Origin of the sequence: Collinsella sp. 1033st1_E11_1033SCRN_220408 (assembly GCF_039062465.1) — a bacterium.
In the GTDB taxonomy this organism is placed as follows: Bacteria; Actinomycetota; Coriobacteriia; order Coriobacteriales; family Atopobiaceae; genus Parolsenella.
The window spans coordinates 1-19980 of the sequence record NZ_JBCLNF010000015.1; the positions used below are offsets into that span (position 1 = coordinate 1).

The 19980-nt window shown below is 63.2% G+C and carries 12 protein-coding genes; 4 read left to right on the forward strand and 8 right to left on the reverse strand.

The genetic code is table 11. The annotated features are described in order from the left end of the window. The first annotated feature begins 463 nt into the window (after positions 1-463). Positions 464-2623: a DUF3825 domain-containing protein gene (locus ABCN07_RS07595; RefSeq protein WP_343006104.1), complete on the forward strand. Its 2160-nt coding sequence runs from the start codon at positions 464-466 to the stop codon at positions 2621-2623. Positions 2624-2770: 147 nt separating this feature from the next. Here the strand turns inward: ABCN07_RS07595 and ligA are convergent, their stop codons facing one another. The 8 genes from ligA to ABCN07_RS07635 form a co-directional block, all read right to left on the reverse strand. Next, on the reverse strand, positions 2771-4906 hold the full coding sequence (ligA, locus tag ABCN07_RS07600; protein WP_343006113.1) for an NAD-dependent DNA ligase LigA: 2136 nt from the start codon (positions 4904-4906) through the stop codon (positions 2771-2773). Positions 4907-5264: 358 nt separating this feature from the next. Next, the gene (locus ABCN07_RS07605) at positions 5265-6752 is read right to left on the reverse strand and encodes a trypsin-like peptidase domain-containing protein (RefSeq protein ID WP_343006105.1); all 1488 of its coding nucleotides are present in this window, start codon (positions 6750-6752) and stop codon (positions 5265-5267) included. 304 nt (positions 6753-7056) lie between these two features. Then, positions 7057-7731, reverse strand: a complete 675-nt coding sequence (locus ABCN07_RS07610; protein WP_343006106.1) for a winged-helix domain-containing protein — start codon at positions 7729-7731, stop codon at positions 7057-7059. 162 nt (positions 7732-7893) lie between these two features. After that, positions 7894-8679 (reverse strand): amino acid ABC transporter ATP-binding protein, encoded by a 786-nt coding sequence (locus ABCN07_RS07615; RefSeq protein ID WP_343006114.1) that lies wholly within the window; start codon positions 8677-8679, stop codon positions 7894-7896. Positions 8680-8697: 18 nt separating this feature from the next. Then, positions 8698-10032: an amino acid ABC transporter permease gene (locus ABCN07_RS07620; protein WP_343006107.1), complete on the reverse strand. Its 1335-nt coding sequence runs from the start codon at positions 10030-10032 to the stop codon at positions 8698-8700. Between the two features lie 134 nt (positions 10033-10166). Further along, on the reverse strand, positions 10167-11000 hold the full coding sequence (locus tag ABCN07_RS07625; protein WP_343006108.1) for an ABC transporter substrate-binding protein: 834 nt from the start codon (positions 10998-11000) through the stop codon (positions 10167-10169). Between the two features lie 405 nt (positions 11001-11405). Next, complete coding sequence (locus ABCN07_RS07630) at positions 11406-12752, reverse strand: glutamine synthetase family protein (RefSeq protein WP_330027549.1); 1347 nt, start codon at positions 12750-12752, stop codon at positions 11406-11408. 329 nt (positions 12753-13081) lie between these two features. Continuing rightward, positions 13082-13300, reverse strand: coding sequence for a FeoB-associated Cys-rich membrane protein (locus ABCN07_RS07635; RefSeq protein WP_343006109.1), 219 nt, complete (start codon positions 13298-13300; stop codon positions 13082-13084). A gap of 407 nt (positions 13301-13707) precedes the next feature. Here ABCN07_RS07635 and ABCN07_RS07640 point away from each other — a divergent pair, with 407 nt between their 5' ends. The 3 genes from ABCN07_RS07640 (at position 13708) to ABCN07_RS07650 (ending at position 19756) form a co-directional block, all read left to right on the forward strand. Beyond that, on the forward strand, positions 13708-14409 hold the full coding sequence (locus tag ABCN07_RS07640; protein ID WP_343006110.1) for an ABC transporter ATP-binding protein: 702 nt from the start codon (positions 13708-13710) through the stop codon (positions 14407-14409). Positions 14410-14487: 78 nt separating this feature from the next. Continuing rightward, positions 14488-18033, forward strand: a complete 3546-nt coding sequence (locus ABCN07_RS07645) for an FtsX-like permease family protein (RefSeq protein ID WP_343006111.1) — start codon at positions 14488-14490, stop codon at positions 18031-18033. A gap of 271 nt (positions 18034-18304) precedes the next feature. Next, positions 18305-19756 (forward strand): oligosaccharide flippase family protein, encoded by a 1452-nt coding sequence (locus ABCN07_RS07650; protein WP_343006112.1) that lies wholly within the window; start codon positions 18305-18307, stop codon positions 19754-19756. Positions 19757-19980: the final 224 nt, after the last annotated feature.

A 19980-nucleotide genomic window follows, 5' to 3' on the forward strand; every position in this document is an offset into this window, starting at 1 on the left:
GTGCGCCTAGACAACCCACAGCATGCGGGAGGCCTCCCTATTTGTCACCACCCGGGTGTAAACAACCTATTGGCACAGAACAGCTAGCAGGGACCGTACAAAAACAACGCTAAGTAGGGGGCTAATCCGTGATCGTCCGAGTAGACCGCTTTGACGGCGTAGCAAAATCGCAGGTAGCCAGGTTGCGTTTTTAGGGGCTACTCGAGCAAAACCGAATTAGCCCCCTACTTAGCAACTTTTTAAATCTCGCCGTGCGAATTCGAAGGAAGCCAGGCGCAAATCGATGATTAAACGCCATGTTTAAGGGCAATTAATGACACCGCGCGCGAAGGCACGAGCCGATCCCCGGAACAGAGTTACATGCCGCAAGCGACAGAGGCTCAGCAGGCAAGCCGTGATAGCCTAGTACCTTGGGACATAACGCGGCGAGCAATTATGCGGACGCAAGAATAAGGGGCATCTCATGGCAAAGAAGCAGATCGTCGACCTGCCCGTGCAGCTCACGGACGCAAACAAGCTCTATCTCTATCGTCTTCTCGGCAACGCGCTGGGCGTCGGCCGCCAGACGTTCCTCCCCTGTGCCGTCGAGGCGCTCGAGGCGGAGGGCATCACGCCTGAGGGCCTCGGTCACGCCACCGCACAAGACCTCTTCGCCGCACTCGACGGGGTCTGCGAGCTCACCGCGTTCAAGGGCGGTCGCTTCTACCTAACCGTAACGCGTAACGAGACGTTCGACGCCGCGCTCGCCGCGGGCGACGAGCCCAAAAAGAACGGCGGCAAGGGAAAGCCGTGGAAGCGCAAGAAGGGCGCGCTCAAGCCCGTGCGTCCCAAGATGCGCGAGCTCAAAAATACGGAAGAGCCCATCGAGACGCCTTCGGCCGAAGAGGTGGAGGAGACAGTCGCGGCCGTCGCAGCCGAGCAGACGCAGAGCATGGCGCTCGTCGAGGAAAATGACCCCGCCGCACCGAAGGCTACCGTAGCCGAAGCGCCGCGGGAGACCATCAAGAAGACATCGGCAGAGGCCGTCGTATCCCCCGACGTCACAGAAGCAAATACCCCGCAGGCAGATGCCACCGCGTCCGACGCACCGGCCATTCCCTCCATCCTTGAGCAGATTGCGGCACAGGCGGCCGAGTTCGAGTCCTCTCGGGAGGAAGCCGTCGTCGCCAACGCAGCACTCGAAACGACTCACACGGATGAAGCTGCGCCCGCAGTGTCCGCAGCTCCCGCGCCCACACCCGAGGTGCCCGCACCCGCGTTGCCCACAGCTCCCACACCCGCACCCGTGGCCCCCACGCCTGCGCCCCACATCCCCGATGGCCTACCCCACACCTTCTCTGAGGAAGTCTCCATCAAGCCGTCCTTCGTGGGTATGCTCACGCGCATGCTTCCCATCGACGAAGACCTCACGTGTGTCCTCGATGAGGACTGGCGCGTCGCCCGTGCGACCGGCACGGCGACGGGCTCTCGAAACCTCGTGACTTTCCCCCTCAGGTACCTGCAGGAAGACGGCACCGCTCCCGTAACCGTCACCATTCGCCGCACCTCGCGGCCGGGTGATGCGCGCCGCTGGCACCTCACGCTCGTCGATGGAGACGACGGATCCGGCAACGTCCACATGGCCGTCGGCATCGAAGGCCTGCCCCAGGCCGAAGGCGGATGCTGGGCTCAGCTCGCTCCCGCCTCCTCAGCGGGCGCCCCCAAAGCAGACCCCGCGCGTGACCTCGCCCAGTTCATGGAAATCGGCTCCTGGGACGCGATGCTTGGCACCCTCGCCCGTGCCGCCGCGCCCGAGCGCTGGAACTACCCTGGCGAGGGCGTCGGCAAGGAGAGCCGTTACGGCATCCTGCGCGACTACCTCGCCTCGACGCTCGCGCGCCTTCGCGCGAACGGCGGCGTCGTGACTTCGCCGGACGGCACGCTCGCAGCGTTCGACACCGGCCTTGCCACCCCGATGGACGAGGAGCTCTACGCCGTTCTCTCCCCCACCGGCACCGACATCCCCTGGCACCTCGACGGATTTGCCACGGCAGGAGACGGCGAGCTTGGCAGCCGCCTCACCGCGCACCTCCCCACGCTGCCGCCGCGCGCATGCTACCTCGAGGGGATTGACGACGTTGTCCTCCGCGATGGCGCCCTTGTGATTCCAGACTACAAGTCCCTCCTGGGTGCGAACATCGAGCGCCTGCCACTCGGCTTCGTCGCATCGCTCGTCGCCGGCACTGACGCCCAGGCTCCTCTCGACCGCCTTGCCGCCGCCGGCCCCGCCGAGCGAGCCGCCGCGAGACGCGACCTCTCTCGCGCCATTGAGGGCGAGCCCGGCCGTTATCGCCGCGCGTGCCGTGCGCTCGACGATGCCATCGACCTCTCGCTTCGTCGCGCCCGTCGCAGCTATCGCCACGTTGCGCCCGCCTTCGACGCAGCTCTCGGGCGCAAACTCATGCTTCTGCCGCTCGCACTCGTTGACGACACGAACATCGACTGCGCGCTGGTCCTCGAGCTCATGCCGAGCGGCGCCTACCAGGCAGCGGCCGTTGCCTCCCTGTCGCGCGCCTACGCGGCCGCGCGCGTGGTGAGCGAGCAGCTGCCGTCTTGGCTCGAGGCTGACCGCGCCCTGGCCTAAAGCTGCAACCGGCAAACAAGCAATCCCGCGCAGTACGCGCAAAGCAAATCGCCCGGACCCAAAGGGACCGGGCGATTTCGTTTACTTCGTTTGCTCCTTTTGCAGCGGCCACGAATAGTTGACAAAGGGACTGTCCCTTTGTCAACTTTAGACGGTGGGCGCCTCGCCTGTCTCGAGGATATGGTCGAGCGCTTCCTCGTCAAGCACGGGCACGCCGAGCTGCTCCGCCTTCGTTAGCTTCGAACCCGCGGCGGCACCCGCCACGACGAAGCTCGTCTTCTTCGAGACCGAGCCGGACACTTTGGCGCCAAACGCCTGGAGCGCAGCCTTTGCCTCGTCGCGCGTGTGACGCTCGAGCGTGCCGGTCAGCACGAACGTGTGACCCGCAAGCGTCTGCGGGGCAGCCTCCCCCGTCTGCTCCTCCTCGAGCACGACGCCCGCCTCGCGCAGGCGCTCGAGCACGGCGGCGTTCTCCTCGACGGAGAGGAACTCGCGCACGCTGTGGGCAATCTTTGGCCCCACGCCCTCGACCGCGGCGATACGCTCCTCGTCGGCCGACATCAGGCTCGTGAGGCTGCCGAATTCCTTCGCGAGCGAGCGCGCGACCTGCTCTCCCACGTGACGAATACCCAAGCCGAACAGCACGCGAGCAAGCCCCCGTCCGCGCGACTCCTCCACCTGAGCCATCACCTTGGCGGCAATGGTCTTGCCCACGAGTATGTCGTCGCCCGCGACGCTCACGCGGCCCGTCGGGCACGTGGCAAGCGCCGTCTCAGTCAGACGATCATAGAAATCCGCCACGTCCGAGACCATACCGGCAGCCACAAGCTTGCCGATCAGCTCGTCGCCCAAGCCGTCTATGTCCATCGCCTTGCGACCCACCCAGTGGCAAAGACGCTCGTGAGCCTGTGCGGGGCAGTCGATGGAGACGCAGCGATAGGCAACCTCGCCTTCCTCGCGAATGACGGGACTTCCACAGCTGGGACACGTCGTAGGCATGTGGAACTCGGGCGCGTCCTCCGGGCGCAGCTCGAGCACCGGGCCCACGACCTCGGGGATGACGTCGCCGGCCTTGTGAACCACAATCGTGTCGCCCACACGCACGTTCTTACGACGGATTTCGTCGATGTTGTGAAGCGTAGCGCGGGCGATGGTAGAGCCAGCCACGAAAACGGGATCGAACTCGGCGACCGGCGTCAACACGCCCGTGCGCCCTACCTGGATGCGGATCTCACGGAGCACCGTGCGCTTCTCCTCCGGCGGGAACTTGAAGGCAATCGCCCAACGCGGAGCGCGCGCCGTAAAGCCCAGTGCCTCCTGGCTAGCGAACGAGTCGACCTTGACCACCACGCCGTCGATGTCATAGTCAAGGTCCTCGCGATGTGCCAGCGCATCGGCGCAAAACTCGTGCACCTCATGGGCGCTCGTGCAACGGCGGGCGTTGGGATTGACCGAGAAACCGCAGGCACGGAGCCACTGGAGGAACTCCCACTGTGTGTTCACGGAAAGCGGGGCCTCATCGGCCACGGCGTAGATGAAGGTCTCGAGGTCACGATGGGCCGTGACCTTCGGATCCTTCTGGCGGAGGCTGCCGGCGGCGGCGTTGCGCGGGTTGGCGAAGGGCTCACGACCCGCGGCGTCCGCGTCCTCGTTCAGGCGAACGAAGCTGTGCTTGGGCATGTAGACCTCGCCGCGTACCTCAATCGACTGGCCGAGGCCGCCGTCGGCGACCTTAGCGAGGCCGTTCGCGGCGAGTGCATGCGGGATGTCGGCGATCGTCAGCACGTTGGCGGTGACGTTCTCACCAGTGGTGCCGTCGCCTCGCGTCGCCGCGCGCACGAACTGCGCGTCACGATATGTGAGGGCAACGCCCAAGCCGTCGATCTTGAGCTCGCAGGTATAGGCAACGGGGTGCTCCGGCGTGGAGCCCAGGGCCTCGTCCGTACGGGCAAGCCACTCGTCAAGTTCCTCGAGGTTCATCGCGTCATCGATCGAGTACATGCGGCGCGCGTGGCGCACCGGCTCGAACTGCTCGGAGACGTAGCCGCCCACGCGCTGGGTGTAGGAGTCCGGACCAACAAGCTCGGGATGTAGATCCTCAATAGCTTTGAGCTCGCGGACGAGACGATCAAACTCGGCATCCGTGACGGCGGGGTCATCGAGCGCGTAATAACGATAGGCATAGGTATTGAGGAGGCGATTGAGCTCCGCCGCACGGGCACGCGGAGACTTCGCGGCATCGGATGCGGACGCCTCGGATGCGGCCTCTTCTACCTCTGGCATATCACCAAAGAGAGAAATCTGCCCATCTGCCTGCGTGTTATTTGACTTGCCCTGCGCCATCGAGACTCCCATCGGTCACTGTCGATTGCTCAGAATGGTACCGCAGGTCCCGGACACGCCGCGAGGCTGATGCGGTCATTCAAGCAAACGCCAGCACCCCATAGCAAACGCCAGCGCACCCATACCCGTCGCGTCGCACAAAGGCGCCGGCCCCACGCGAATTCGCGCGAGACCGGCGCCTTGCATCAAGCCAAATCGTCCCAGGCATCAGGCCGCCCGCGAGCCATCCAGTCGCTCAGGGCATCGGACCGCCCGCGAGCCAAATCGCCCTGGGCATCAGGCCGCCCGCACGCCCGCCTTATCGCTGGCTGAACCCGTTACCACGGGAACCCGAGTTGCCGTTCCCGTTGCCATAACCATACTGGTTGAGATATTGCTCGAGAAGAGAGCCCTGCGAGGACTCATCCTGCTCGCTGTTCTGCATGGACTCGTCCGATCCAAGCGTCACGTCAACGGACATCTGCTTGCTGCCGCGCATGAGGGTCACGGCTACCTTGTCGCCCACACTATGCGAGCGCACGGCGAGCACCAGGCCGTCTGAGCTCGTAATTTCCTCCCCGTCGAGGCTGGTGATGATGTCGCCCTTGCGAATACCCGCCTGCTCGGCCGGGCTTCCGCTCGTGACCTCGGCGACATAAGCGCCCTGATTGACGGAGAGATTGTTCTCGCGCGCGTTCTGCGGCGTCACGGTCTGGAAGGAGCCGCCGAGATAGGCATGCGTGACCGTCTCTCCGCTGATGATCTTCTGCGCCACCTCGACCGCATAATTGCCCGGAATGGCGAAGCCTACGCCCGAGCTCGAGCCCGAATAGCTCTCGATGAGCGAGTTGATGCCAACGAGCTTGCCCTCGTCATCCACGAGCGCACCGCCTGAGTTGCCAGGGTTGATCGTTGCATCAGTCTGGATGAGGTTGGTGTAAATCGTGTTGCCCGAGGTGTTCTGCATCATCGTGGAACGATACAGCGAGCTCACGATACCCGTGGAGACGGACTGTTCAAGGCCGAAGGGGCTGCCCAGGCTCATGACCCAATCGCCAACCTGGAGCGAGCTCGAGTCTCCCACCTCGACGGGCGTGAGCGTCGCGCCGTTGGGATTGATCTTGATGACGGCGAGGTCACTCGACTCGTCGGAGCCAACGACCGTAGCGTCATACGACTCGCCGCCAACAGAGACCGAGATGGTCTGCGCCCCCTCGATGACATGATAGTTGGTGAGGATATTGCCATCCGTATCGAGGACGACGCCAGAGCCAACGCCCTCGGCATCGTTCGTCTCCACGTTGATGGAGACAACGGAAGGCAGGCACTTCGCCGCGACGGCGGTCGCAAGCGAGGTGTCCTCGGAGGAGGGATCGATCGTGATGGACTGACCGGCGTTCGTCACGGTTGTGACGGTGGCGGGCCTGTCGAAGAAGCCACCGAAGTTTAGCGCCGCCACGACGCCCGCAGCACCCAGGACACCGCCAATCAAACCGAACACGAGAGCCTTGAGGCCGACGCGCGGCTTCTTGGGCTTAGGTGCGCCAGCGCCAGCCCCCGCACCCGGGATGGGCGGCACCTGCGCGGGCGGCACCTGGCCCGCCGCCTGCTGCGCGTACGCCTGGCTCGAGGCAGGCTGCGCATATGCCTGCGTCGTCTGAGCGGGCGGCACCTGGCCCGCCGCCTGCTGGCCCGCCGCCTGCTGCGCGGAGGACTGCTGGTAGTACGTCTGGGCCGGCGGTACAGGCGAAACCTGCTGCGTCGGCTGAGCGCCCGGATAGACCGGACCTTGGTTGTCAGTTGGCATGATCGCTCCCCGTTCGATATATGCGATCGCTCGCGAATTTCGCTTGTGACTGTTGTACCCTACCGCACCACACTGCCCAGCTTCAACGTCCATGAATCACAGTCGCGAAACAACGCTTGCAGGAGCCTGAAAACAATTCAGCCAGGAAGATGAAGCCGGCACGCGCCTCCCCACGCGCGGCCTGGCATCCGCGGCCTCGCCCACGCGCGGCCTGGCATCCGCGGCCTCGCCCACGCGGTACAGCGCCCGTCCACAAAAAAAGACGCGCCCAAAAGGACGCGTCCAGACGTAACCCAATACAGGCCTACACCTTAAACAGATAGCCCACGCCGCGCACGGTGACGATGTGGTTTGCCACCTGCGGGCCCACCTTTGAACGCACTCGACGGATGTGCACGTCGACCGTGCGCGTGCCGCCACAGTACTCGAAGCCCCAGACGCGGTGCAGCAACGTCTCGCGCGAGTAGGCACGCGAAGGATGCGTGGCAAGGAAACTCAGCAGCGAGTACTCCATGAGGGTGAGGTCGACGGGCTTATCGTCGATGTAGATCTGGTACGTGGCAAGGTTGATGGTCATGTTGTCGATGACCACGATATCGCTCGGGGCATTCTCCTCGCCGGGCCACAGAAGCTGCGTCATGCGCACCTCGAACTCGGCCTGACCGGCACTGGCGAGAATGAAGTCATTGCGACCCTGAACGGGCATGCTCAGGCTGTTGAGCTTCTCCTCGTCCACAACGAGAAGCTCCGGCACGCAGCCGTTCTCGGCAGACCAGGCAGAGACGCGAGCAACGAAATCGCCCGTCACGCCCGCGAGGTCGAGCGTCACGAGACCAAAGTCGTTACCACTGGCAATGGCCTGGTCGAAGGTGTCCGGCGTAGCCAGCAGAATGGAGATGTCGAGCTCGTGAGAGAGCTCGCGCATGCGATCATGCAGACGCGTGGTACGCGATATGAGAAGAACCTTCTTGTGATGCATGCCGGGTGCCCCTAATCCTCGACGGTTGAGAAGGTGCCCGCTAAGGCCACGTTACGATTCGAAAATCTTAACACGGCCGTCCCAGCCAAACCTTTTGGTTGAGCATAGTTTACACCGACGCTCACCCCGTGTAATCGATTCGCAACGCTGCCTTTTGCGGTCCTATACGTCCTTGATATTGCCAAGAAACGCCTTGGTGCGCTCGTGCTGGGGATGATCGAAGACCTCCTCGGGCGTTCCCTGCTCCACGATGACGCCGCCGTCCATGAAGACGACGCGATCAGCGACGTCGCGCGCGAAGCCCATCTCGTGAGTGACGACAATCATCGTCATGCCCTCGCGGGCGAGGTCGCGCATGACGCCGAGAACATCGCGGACGAGCTCCGGGTCAAGGGCGCTCGTCGCCTCATCGAACAGCATTACGTGCGGGTTCATAGCAAGCGCGCGGGCAATGGCCACGCGCTGCTGCTGGCCACCGGACAGCTGGCTCGGCATGAAGTCGACGCGATCGGCGAGGCCCACCTTCGTGAGCTCCTCGACGGCGATACGCTCGGCCTCCTCAGCGGTACGCTTAAGCACCTTCTGCTGGGCGAGCATGACGTTCTTCTTCACCGAGAGATGCGGGAAGAGGTTGAACTGCTGGAACACCATGCCGAGGTGAGTGCGTACCTCGTTGATGTCCACATTCTTGCCGGTGATTTCGGTTCCCTCGACGGTGATGGTGCCGCTCGTTGGGGTCTCGAGCAGGTTGATGCAGCGCAGCATCGTGGACTTGCCCGAGCCCGAGGGGCCCAGCACCACGACGACCTCGCCGCGATGGACATCGAGGTCGATGCCCTTCAGGATGACGTTTTCCCCGTCATAGGTCTTATGCAGGTCGCGAATCTGGACGACTACCTCGTCCTTCTCGGCGGTCTTGGTCTCTTGGGCCTTCTCGGCCTGGGTCATATCAGCCATGGTGTCCCTTTACGCGATGTGATCGCCGTCGATAACGCCGGCTTCCTTGAGGGTCTTCTTGCGACGCTTGCCGGCATCCGTTCCGAGCATGCGCGACTCAAGCATACTCACGACGCGGGCGAGCGGGATCGTCACCACGAGATAGAAGAGGGCAGCGACGATATAGGGCGTGATCGAGCCGGTGGAAGCGACGATCGTCTTCGAGTACATGACGACCTCCATGACGCCCACCGCGGCGAGCAGCGACGTGTCCTTGTAGAGCAGGATAAACTCGCTCGTCATCGTCGGGAGGACGTTGCGGAAGGTCTGGGGGATGATGACGTAGACCATCGTCTGGGTCGCAGTCATGCCAAGGGACCTCGCAGCCTCGTTCTGGCCCTTGCTAATAGACTGGATGCCAGCGCGGAAGATCTCGCACAGGTAGGCGGCGGAGTTCATCGCCAGAACGATGACGCCAAGCGGATAGCTCGGGACCTTGACGCCAGCAAGAGGCAAGCCAAAGAACGCGATGTATATCTGCAGGAACGCCGGCGTGCCACGAATGATGTTCACGTAGAAGCCCGCGATCCCGCGCAGAACGCGCGAGTGGGAGATGCGCATCAGCGCCAGGATGAAGCCGAAGGGAATCGCAAGCGGAAACGCCACGAGCACGATGGCGAGCGCCATGAGGAAGCCCTGGAAGACCGAGGGGATGCTCGAGACAAGGATGGGCGGGTTGAGGAAGAGGCGCAGGAACGTATTCTCGTTCCACTTTTTCACCCAGTCCTGCTGCTTAAGCCAGGTGGCGGCACCATCCCACATCGAGACGCCCGTGACCGTGATGGAAGGCACGTCAGAGAGCTCCTTGGTGGAGCCATCGGCGAGCTCATAGGAGACCTGGACTTGCTCTTCTCCACCGGCGGTGGGGAACTTCACCTTGTAGACCTCGAGGCGGATGTAGGAGCCGGCGGGCGCCGCCTCGTCAAGATCGAACGTAAGTGCCTGGCCATCGGCGGAGACCTCGACGGAAGGGCGCTCACGGTCCATGAGGTCAGCACCGGAGAGCAGCGTCACACGAGCGTCATCCGTTCCAAATGAGGTGCCCTCGGGCAGGGTCAGTGTGATGCTCTTGACCTGCTCGGAGGAATCCGCCTGGCCCTCCCAAGTAATGCGCGTCTCGGAACCACCAAGGACGTCGCTCGAACCGCTCGCGTTGGGCTTGGCCGTGCACTTCGCGGTTTCGAGCGCGTAGGCGGGCGCGGGGGCAGCGAACGCGAAGGCGCACACAGTCACGATGGCCGCGAGCGCGACGATAAGCGAGCGCTTCGCGCCGGCGAGGTTCCTCTTGTCAGTGTTGTCGAACATGTTCATCCGTTCCATCCAGCTGTCGCTTGCGGGCAACCCGCCGCCATACGCACGCGCGCAAAGCCGTGGATTGTCCGCAAACGGCAAACGCCCCTCCGCCACGGCGGACGGAGGGGCGCCGCAAAGCGATCTCGTTAGCCGAAGTACTTGTTCACGATGCTGTCAAGGGTGCCGTCATCGGTGATGGCAGCGAGAGCATCGTTGACGGCGTCGAGCAGAGCACCGTTGTCCTTGCTGACGGCGACGCCATACTCCTCGCCCGTGGCGATCTCCTTGATGACCTGGGCATCGGTGTAGGACTCAGAAACCATCTTAGCGCCGACGGCCTTGTTGGTGATGACGGCGTTGGCCTGGCCAGCCTGCATCGCGGCAAAGGCATCCGTGGCATTGCCGTAGGGCTGGGTGGTGGCGTTGGGGAAGTTCTCCTGAGCATAGGACTCAGCCGTGGTGCCGGACTGGACGGCAATGGTAACGCCAGCCTGGTTGAGGGCATCGGCGAAAGTATCCGCCGTGATGTCAGCGTTGGCCTTCATGGCGACGACGGCGAGGTCATCGATGTAGTAGGAATCGGAGAAGTCGACCTGCTCCTCGCGCGACGGATCGATCGTGATGCCAGAGATGCCGAGGTCAACCTGGCCACCAGCGGCAACAGCCGGGACGATGGCGTCAAACTGCAGGGTCTTCATCTCAAGCTCGAGGCCAAGCTTGTCAGCGAGTGCCTGGGCAAGGTCGATGTCGAGACCAACGTACTGGTCATTCTCGAGGTTCTCGAACGGCGGGAAGTCCGGCGAGGTGCCAACGGTGAGCTTGCCATCGGTGACGAGGCCAAGGCCGGCGTCGGCAGCAGCAGAGGAGGCGGCGGCAGTGGTGGCGGCGCTGCCCGAGCCACCGCAACCGACAAGACCCATCATGCCGGCAAAAAGACCAGCGGTGGCGACGAACTCACGCCTGCTCATGTTCTTCTTCATGTAAATCCCCTTCCTTCGCGCCTAACGGCGCGGTTATTGACGCATGGATACGGGCGCAAAACCACCCGCGCCCGGAGGCGCCGTTCCCTGGAGCCCTTGCCCCGCCGCAAAGATGCAACCAACTAGTCACATGCTCGCGATTGGTTTCCCATTGTAGTCATTCCAATGCATTACAAACGCTAAATATTCTATTTCTTGCATATTTCCAACAAGATACAAACTGTCCGTGTATTTTATGCGCCCGAATGGATATTTTCGAAGTGCCCTATAACAAAAGCGGAACGCCACCCATCCCGCGATGAGTGGCGTTCCTGTCAATTCATCTCGGCGCAAGTTCGCACACGGATGCGAATGCCTGTGGCCTCACGCAAGCTCGCATGCAAGCCGCGCGGGCCCTCCTGTCCCTTAGAAGCCTCCGTAGTAGTGGCGAAGCTCCCAGTCGGTCACGGTCTGCGAGTACTCGGCCCACTCGCGACGCTTCTCCTCGAGGAGATAGTTGAAGATGTGGTCACCGAGTGCCTCGTGCACGAACTCGGAGTTCTCGAACTCATGGATGGCCTCGCCAAGGTCGCGAGGAAGGCGCGTGGCGCCGGACTCGGCAAGCTGGTCGAACGACACGGTCGACTCGGGCGGCAGAGGCAGCTCGTCGGCGATGCCCTTCATGCCGGCGGCAAGCGTCACGGCCATGATGAGGTAGGGATTGCAGGTGGGATCCGGACCGCGGAGCTCGATGCGGCGGCTCAGCTCCTTACCCGGCTTATAGGTGGGAACGCGCACGAACGCGGAGCGGTTCTTCGAACCCCAGGTGGCATAGCACGGAACCTCGCCGTTGGGGACGAGACGCTTGTAGGAGTTGACGGTGGGATTCGTGATGAGCGCGAACTCCGGAGCGTACTTCAGGATGCCCGCAGCGTAGTGCTGGGCCGTCTTCGAGAGGTGGTGGATCGAGCCCTCCCCCTTCGCCCAGAACAGGTTGTTGCCGTCATGATCGAACAGCGACTGGTAGAGGAACATGGCCGAGCCGGGAACGCCCGAGAGCGGCTTGGGCATGAACGAGGCGAACAGGCCATGCGAGAACGCCGTCTGTTTGATGACGAGACGAGCCGTCATGATGTTGTCGGCGCAGGTGATGGCCTCGGAGTAACGAAGCGACACGCCATTCTGCGACGGAGCCAGCGCATGATAGGAGTACTCGACCGGCACGGACATTTGCTCGAGGGCGAGGGTCAGGTCGCGACGGAGGTCGCGGGCGGAGTCCTCGGGCGTGAGGTCGAAATAGCCAGCGTTGTCGAGCGGGACCGGAACGGCAGAGCCGCTGGAGACCGTCGTGTCCTCCTTGAAGTAGAAGAACTGGATCTCAGGGCTGACGTTCATGACGTAGCCGGCCTTGTCCGCCTCGCGGAACTGACGCAGCAGGCAGGCGCGCGGATCGCCCAGGAAAGGCTCGCGCTGGGGAGTCTTGATGTCGCAGAAGATGCGGGCGACGCCGCTCTCGGACGGGCGCCACGGCAGGACCTGGAAGGTCGACGCATCCGGGAACGCCAGCATGTCGGACTCCTCGAGGGAGGAGAAGCCCTTCACCGCAGAGCCATCGAAGCCAATGCCCTCCTCGAAGGCCTCCTCGAGGTCCTCGGGGGAGATGGCGAAAGACTTGAGGTTGCCGAGCACGTCAGTGAACCACAGACGCACGAAGCGAATGTCGCGCTCCTCGACGGAACGCAGTACGAAATCGATGTTCTGCTCGTTAGTCATCGAGCTACCTCGCAGACGGACGCAGGATTAGCAAGAATAGGACCGGCAAGGCTGAACCTAGTTGTGCCAGTGTACGCAACAACTTTCCCACAGGCGTGTTACGGAGCTGTTACCCTTACCGAACCTCCCCGACAATCGAATTTTGCCATCGGCGAACGGTAGCATCATATCGGCGAGACGCCTTGACCGGGCACTTTGCCTGGTCAAGGCGTCTCGCGGGGCGTAAGTCTGCCAACGCTGCAATCAGGCGACCGCTCGGCAGAGATGCGAGCTTGCCAGTACCACGAGCAGGCGTTCTCGCCCGAGGCACGGGCCCACCTACGCCACAGCTAGGCGCCCTTCTCCGCCTTGTAGCGCTCCGCTGCGGCGGCGGCACTCGCCATGAGCTTGGCACTCTCCTTGCAATGGCCGGTCTTGCCCGCATTGCACGAGCCGCCCGAGGCGCAGTCCGCGCACTCACCGCTCTTGGCCCCGCGAATCATGGAGCGAACGCACAGGGCGAAGACGGCAAGCACCACAAGGATGATGATCAGATCAACGGGACTCATTTCGCATCCCCTCTCGTAGCTGGGGTTTTCGATGTCGTCGTCAGGCAAGACCAAGCCGAGCGTCAGCCGAGCAGGCTATGCGAGGCCAACTCGTCCGACAGCACGAGGCGCAGTACCGCGCCGTTCCGAGTCTCATCTCCACGCACGGCACCACCATACCGGAGCACATAAGTTTACTACTGTTAACTATAGGCATCGCAACTACCTCGCGCAAGCAGCAATGGCCACGTAAGCAGGAATACCCCACGCGAACAAGGCGTCGGCCGAGCCGGCCCGGCGTTCCGCGGCAAGCTCTCCCCAGGTATTCCGTCAGGGCGATATACTGTAGAGACGCTGGCGCTATGCAGTTTTGCGCCCTCCTCACCCACGACCGCGGGAAGGCCCGCCGCACAGCCAAGGGGATGCTCATGGCATACATCGAGTTCGACCACGTAGTGAAGGCATACGGGTCTGGCGCGACCGAGATTCACGCCCTTGACGAGGCGAGCTTCGCCGTCGAGAAGGGCGAGCTCGCCGTGATTCTCGGCGCTTCGGGCGCTGGCAAGACCACCGCCCTCAACATCCTGGGCGGCATGGACACCGCCACCTCGGGCCGCGTCGTGGTAGATGGCCGCGACATCACCCGCGCGAGCGAGAATGACCTCGTCGAGTATCGCCGCGCGGACGTGGGCTTCGTATTCCAGTTCTACAACCTCGTGCCCAACCTCACCGCCCTCGAGAACGTCGAGCTCGCAGCCCAGATTTGCCCGGATTCTCTCGACGCGCGCGAGACCCTGGAGAAGGTCGGCCTCGCCAACAGGCTCTCAAACTTCCCCGCCCAGCTCTCCGGCGGCGAGCAGCAGCGCGTCTCCATCGCGCGCGCCGTCGCCAAGAACCCGAAGCTTCTCCTCTGCGATGAGCCCACGGGCGCACTCGACTACGTGACCGGCAAGCAGATTCTCCAGTTGCTCCAGGACACCTGCCGCAAGGACGGCATCACCGTCGTCCTCATCACGCACAACGCCGCCCTCGCCCCCATGGCAGACCGCCTCATTAGGTTCAAGAGCGGCAAGGTTATAGAGATGAGCGTCAACCCCTCCCCCACGCCGATCAGCCAGATCGAGTGGTAGCCGGGCCACGCCCCTCGCAAGGCAAACACCCCGCACGCAACTCGTAACGCCAACTCGCAAGCACGGAAAGAGAGGCCCATGCGCTCTGCCCTCGCCACAGACACCCTGCGCACCATCCGCAATAGCGCCAAGCGCTTCGTCTCGCTTGCCGCGATCTGCGTGCTCGGCGTCACGATGCTCGTCGGCCTCACGATCGCGTGCAGGGACCTTCGCCTCTCCGCAGACAAGTTCTTTGACCAGCAGCGGCTCTATGACGTGAGCGTGCAGTCCACGCTTGGCCTCACGGAGGACGACGTCAATGCCCTCGCGGCGCTCGATAGCGTCGAGGAGGCCGAGGGTAGCTGGACCGAAACTGCCTACACCACGATCGACGGCGCCCACACCTCAGTCTCGGTGAACGCATTTAAGACAGGCGGCATGAACCAGCCCCACCTCGAGGAGGGCCACCTCCCCGAGAACGCGAACGAAGTCGCCGTCACGCGGGACTACCTCGACGCCACTGGCAAGCAAGTGGGAGACACACTCACCTTTGGCGTCAGCGCGGATGATACGACTTGGGCCGTCGGCGACACGGCGCAGCCACAGGCAGACGCCGATGATGACGAGGACCCCGACGACCTCGATCTCGATAGCGAAGACGCGCAGGACAGCGAGCTCTTCGCCCGCCACACCTACACCATCACCGGCCGCGTCATCGACCCCACCAACGTCTCCGCCAAGAACGGCTCCTCGTCATTCCGCTCCTCCGGCCCGAAGTACAGCTTCTTCGTACCCGCAAGTGCCGCCACCGCAGAGGCCTACTCCGTCATCTACCTGCGTGCCACCGACGCCACCGAACTCTCTTGCTTCTCCCAAAAGTACAAGGACGTCGCGGGCCGCGTGACGAGCGAAGCCGAGGGCATCAAGGCGGAGCGCGAGGCCGCGCGCGACGCGGAGATTCGCGGCGACGCCAACGCCCGCATCGACGATGCCGAGCAGACCGCCAACGACAAGTTCGCCGATGCCGAGGACAAGCTCGCCGAGGCTCAGAAGACCATCGACGACGCCATTGCCCAGATCGAGTCCGGCCGCAACGAGCTCGCGGAGCAGAAGGCGTCCGCGCTCGATCAACTTGCCGAAGCCCAGGCAAAGATCGACTCCGGCAGGGCCCAGCTCGAAGACCCCGCGACCCGCGATCAGGCCGTCGAGCAGGCAAAGGCCACCGCAATTTGCGCCCTTGAAGAGAGCGACCAGTACAAGCAGCTCGTCTCCACGCGCGACGCCCTCGTCCAGACCAAGCAGAACTACGACGCGCTCATCGACGCCAAGGCGCAGCTCGAGGAAACACGGGGCCAGCTTGAAACCGCCATAGACCAGCTCAAGCAAGGCAAGGGCGAACTCGAGACCGCAAGGGATACGCTCGAGCAGAGGATCGCCCGGCTCGAGAAATTGGGCCTTCCCGCGGATGACCTCAAGGCCCAGCTCGCCGAGGTCGAGGGTAAGATCGCCGAGCTCGGCACACGGCTCACGGAGGCTGAGGCACAGCTCGCCCAGGTCGAAGCCCAGCTTGGCAGCGTGAATGACGGCATCACCGCCATCACCGAAGCACTCGCCCTCCAGAACCTCACGCCCGAAGCGCTCGAGCCCACCATCGCCCAGCTCGAGGCCGGCATGGCCACCGCAAGGCAGCAGGCGGAAGACGCCGCCGTGGCCGAGGTCGACCGCAGCATCGCCGAGAGCCGCGCGCGGCTTGACCAGGGCCAGGCTGAGCTGAACTCCTCCCGTGCCGAGCTCGATGCCCAACTTGCCGCCGCCCAGGCAAAGCTCGACGACGCCCAAAGCGAGGTTGACGAGGGTGCCGCCGAGCTCGAGGAGAACCGCGCCGAATTCGAGCGCCAGAAGGCCGAGGCCCTCCAGAAGATCGCCGACGCCCGCGCCAAGGTCGAAGACATAGGACGCGCCACCTGGTATGTCCAGGACCGAGGCTCCATCTCGTGCTTCTCTTCCATCGACACGGACGCAAGTTGCATCGAGACGCTGGGCTTCGTCTTCCCGGTCATCTTCCTTGTGGTCGCCATTCTCGTCGCCCTCACAACGGCCATGCGCATGGTCGAGGAGGAACGCGGACTCATCGGCCTCTATAAGGCGCTTGGCTACCACCGCGGCAGCATCATGGCCAAATACGTCCTCTATACCGCAGGCGCCGCCCTCGCAGGCGGCATCGTCGGCGCCATTCTCGGCTTCGTCGCGCTGCCGCTGTTCCTCTTCAAGTTCTTCGCGCTCATGTATACGCTGCCCGCCTTCGAGCTCTCGTTCTCGCCGGCGCTCTGCGCGCTCGCCATGGGCATCTTCGTCCTCGGCATCGGTGCCACCACAGCGCTCACCGTAAGCCGCGAGCTGTCGGAACAGCCCGCCCAGCTCATGCGCCCGCGCGCGCCCAAGGCGGGCAAGCGCATCCTGCTCGAGCGCATGCCCGTAATCTGGAACCACCTCGGCTTCCTCAACAAGGTCACGGCCCGCAACCTCTTCCGTTACAAGGGACGCCTCGCGATGACGGTATTTGGCGTCGCCGGTTGCTGTGCGCTCATGATTGCTGGCTTCGCCATCAATGACACCGTCGAGGGTCTCTCCGCCAACCAGTACGGTGCCGACGACCGCGCCGGCATCTACTCCTATGACCTACTTGCCGTCACCCAGGCGGATGACCTCGAGGACGCGGCGCGCGAGCTCACTCGGGCGCCCGAAGTCGCAACCTACACCTGCGTCTACACCGACAACGTCACCGTCGAGCGCAACGGCAGCCAGGACACCGCCCAGCTCATCGTCGTACCCGACGGCTTCTCCCTCGACGGCTTTATCGACCTGCGCGACGAGGATGGCACCGGCGTCTCCCTCGACGACGCCACGCGCGATGGCGGCGTGCTCTTCACCAAGAGCACCGCCAGCGTTCTCGGCTTTGGCGCCGGAGACGAGGTTACGCTCAAGGACACCAAGCTCAACCAGGCGAGCGTGAAGGCGTCCGGCATCGTCATGAGCTACCTCGGCAACGCCGTCTACATGACGCAGTCCACCTACGAGGGGCTCTTTGGCGAGAAGCTCGAGGCCAACGCCCTCATCGCTAACCTCCTCGGCACGGATGACGAGAAGATCGACCTCTGCAACGAGCTCGCCAATGACACGCGCTACCTTAACGTCACCAACGTCCGTCAGGGCGTGCGCGACTTCTCGGACGTCTTCATCCTCATCCGCTGCGTGACGGCCCTGCTCATCGTGCTTGCCGCAGGTCTTTCCTTTGTCGTGCTGTTCACGCTCTCGACCACCAACGTGTCCGAGCGCGAGCGCGAGCTCGCAACGATTAAGGTCCTCGGCTTCCGCCGTGGCGAGGTGCGCACCTACATCAACAAGGAGATGCTCATCCTCACGTTTATCGGCACGGTTCTCGGCGTTCCGCTTGGTCTTGCGCTATCGCAGTCGCTCACCTATGTCCTCAACATGCCTTCCATGTACTTTGCCGTCGAGGTCGCGCCCGCAGGCGTCATCATCTCCTGCACGCTATCGCTCGTGTTCGCCGTCATCGTCTGCCTCATCACGAGGCCCTCGATCGACCGCATCGACATGGTCGGAGCGCTTAAGTCCGCGGAGTAGCGACGGGATACACCGCGGCCGATGGTGACACGCCCCGCGAGCACTCGTAGCAGCATTGTTAAGCCATGGCAAAGGCGTGATCGTCGTTCCGGGGCTTGGGTAGAATGAACCCCGATTCACGCGACGAAGGACACATATGATCAATCCGCTAGCTAATAGGTCAGGATCCGAGCAAAACGCAACGCGCGGACGAAGGCTCCGCAATAGTAGCGAGGTTGCCGTCCGCCCAAGGGGCGCCCGTTTCTCCTCTGACACCGGCAATGACGAGACAATGAACGAGGAGGCGGGTCGCGGACGCAGCAGGATGCGCGGTCGTGGTGGTCGTGGCAACCGCGCCCAGCGCCCCAAGCGTCCTCGCAAGCCGAGCCGCCTCGGCATGATCGTTGGCGGTTGGTGGAACCGCCTCATCGGTGCCGTGTACTCCGGCTCCCTCTCGAGCCAGACCGAGCAGTATGCCGCCCACAACACCACGCAGGACTACATTTGGAACTCCGTGGGCCTTGGCGCCTGGGGCGTGGTCTTCCCCGTCCTCTCCGTCGTTACGACGCAGCTCTTGAACGTCGAGCAGGGCGGTCGCTTCTCGATGGCGTTCGTCACGGGTACGCTACTCCTCTTCATCGCCAACTTCGGCGTCCGCACCTACCAGGCATCTGACATCTCAGAGAACCACTCCTTCGCGGACTACCAAGCCTGCCGTGTCGTCACCGTCGCCGCGATGTTGCTCGTCGGCGTGCTCTACTGCCAGATCCGCGGCTATGATCCGGAGATGTTCGGCCTCTGCATGGGCATGTTCGTCTATCGCGCCGTCGATGGCCTCGCGGATGTCTACGAGGGCCGTCTCCAGCAAATGGACAAGCTCTACCTCGCCGGCATCTCGCAAGCAGTCCGCTCGGCCGCCGCCATCGTCGCCTACTGCATGCTGATCTTCATCACGAGGAGCATCTCTGCCGCCGGCATCGCCATGGGCGTCGCCGCCGTCGCATCGTTCGTCCTGCTCACGCTTCCGCTTACGTTCTTCGAAACGCCCAAGAGCGAGAAACTCCGCCTGGCGAGCGTGAAGGACCTCTTCGTTCAGTGCTTCCCGTTGTTCGTGGCGCTGTTCCTCTATAACCTCATCGACAACATGCCTAAGTTCGCCATGGAAGGCGTGCTGTCGTACGACAACCAGCTCTACTTCAACGCGCTCTTCTCGCCCGCGCACATGATCATCATGGTGATTGGCTTCGTCTATAAGCCGCAACTCATGCGTCTTGCGGAGATTTGGGCTGACCCCGAGCGCCGCGGCCGCTTTGACATCATCGTTCTCGCCGTGCTCCTGCTGATCGTCGCGCTCACGGGTGGCGTCGGCGTCTTCATGGCAACCGTCGGCATTCCCATCATGAGCTTCATGTATGGCGTTGACTTCGAGCAGTTCCGTGGCCTGTGCTACGTCATGATCGCAACGGGAGGCGTCTGCGCCGCGATCGACTTCCTCTACCAGATCATCACGGTGCTACGTCGCCAGAAGGCCGTCACGCGCGTCTACCTGTTGACGCTCGGCTTCTCGCTGTTCGTGCCGCCGCTGCTCATCGGCTTCACGGGCCTTCCCGGCGCGGTTCTCGGATACCTCATCGTTATGTGCATCCTCCTCGTGCTGCTAGTGACCGAGTACCTCTCGATTCACGCCGAGCTCTCCGAAACGCTTAAGAGCTACCGCAAGCGCGCCGTCCGCGACACGAAATAGCCCTGAACATAAGGCTGCACTATCTGCGGCGATAGGCCTCGGGCCAAGTCAGAAGCAGGAGCAGACAACCAGATCGCTTGGTTCATAACCGTGTCCTCAACTCCCATCGTCCGGTAACGTCAAGCATAGAGAAGGGCCCCGCCACTTTGAACTGCACCCCAAAACTTGGACGGCATAAATAAGAACTACGCCGCAAGGGACTGTCTCCGGAACTCCTCCGGGGT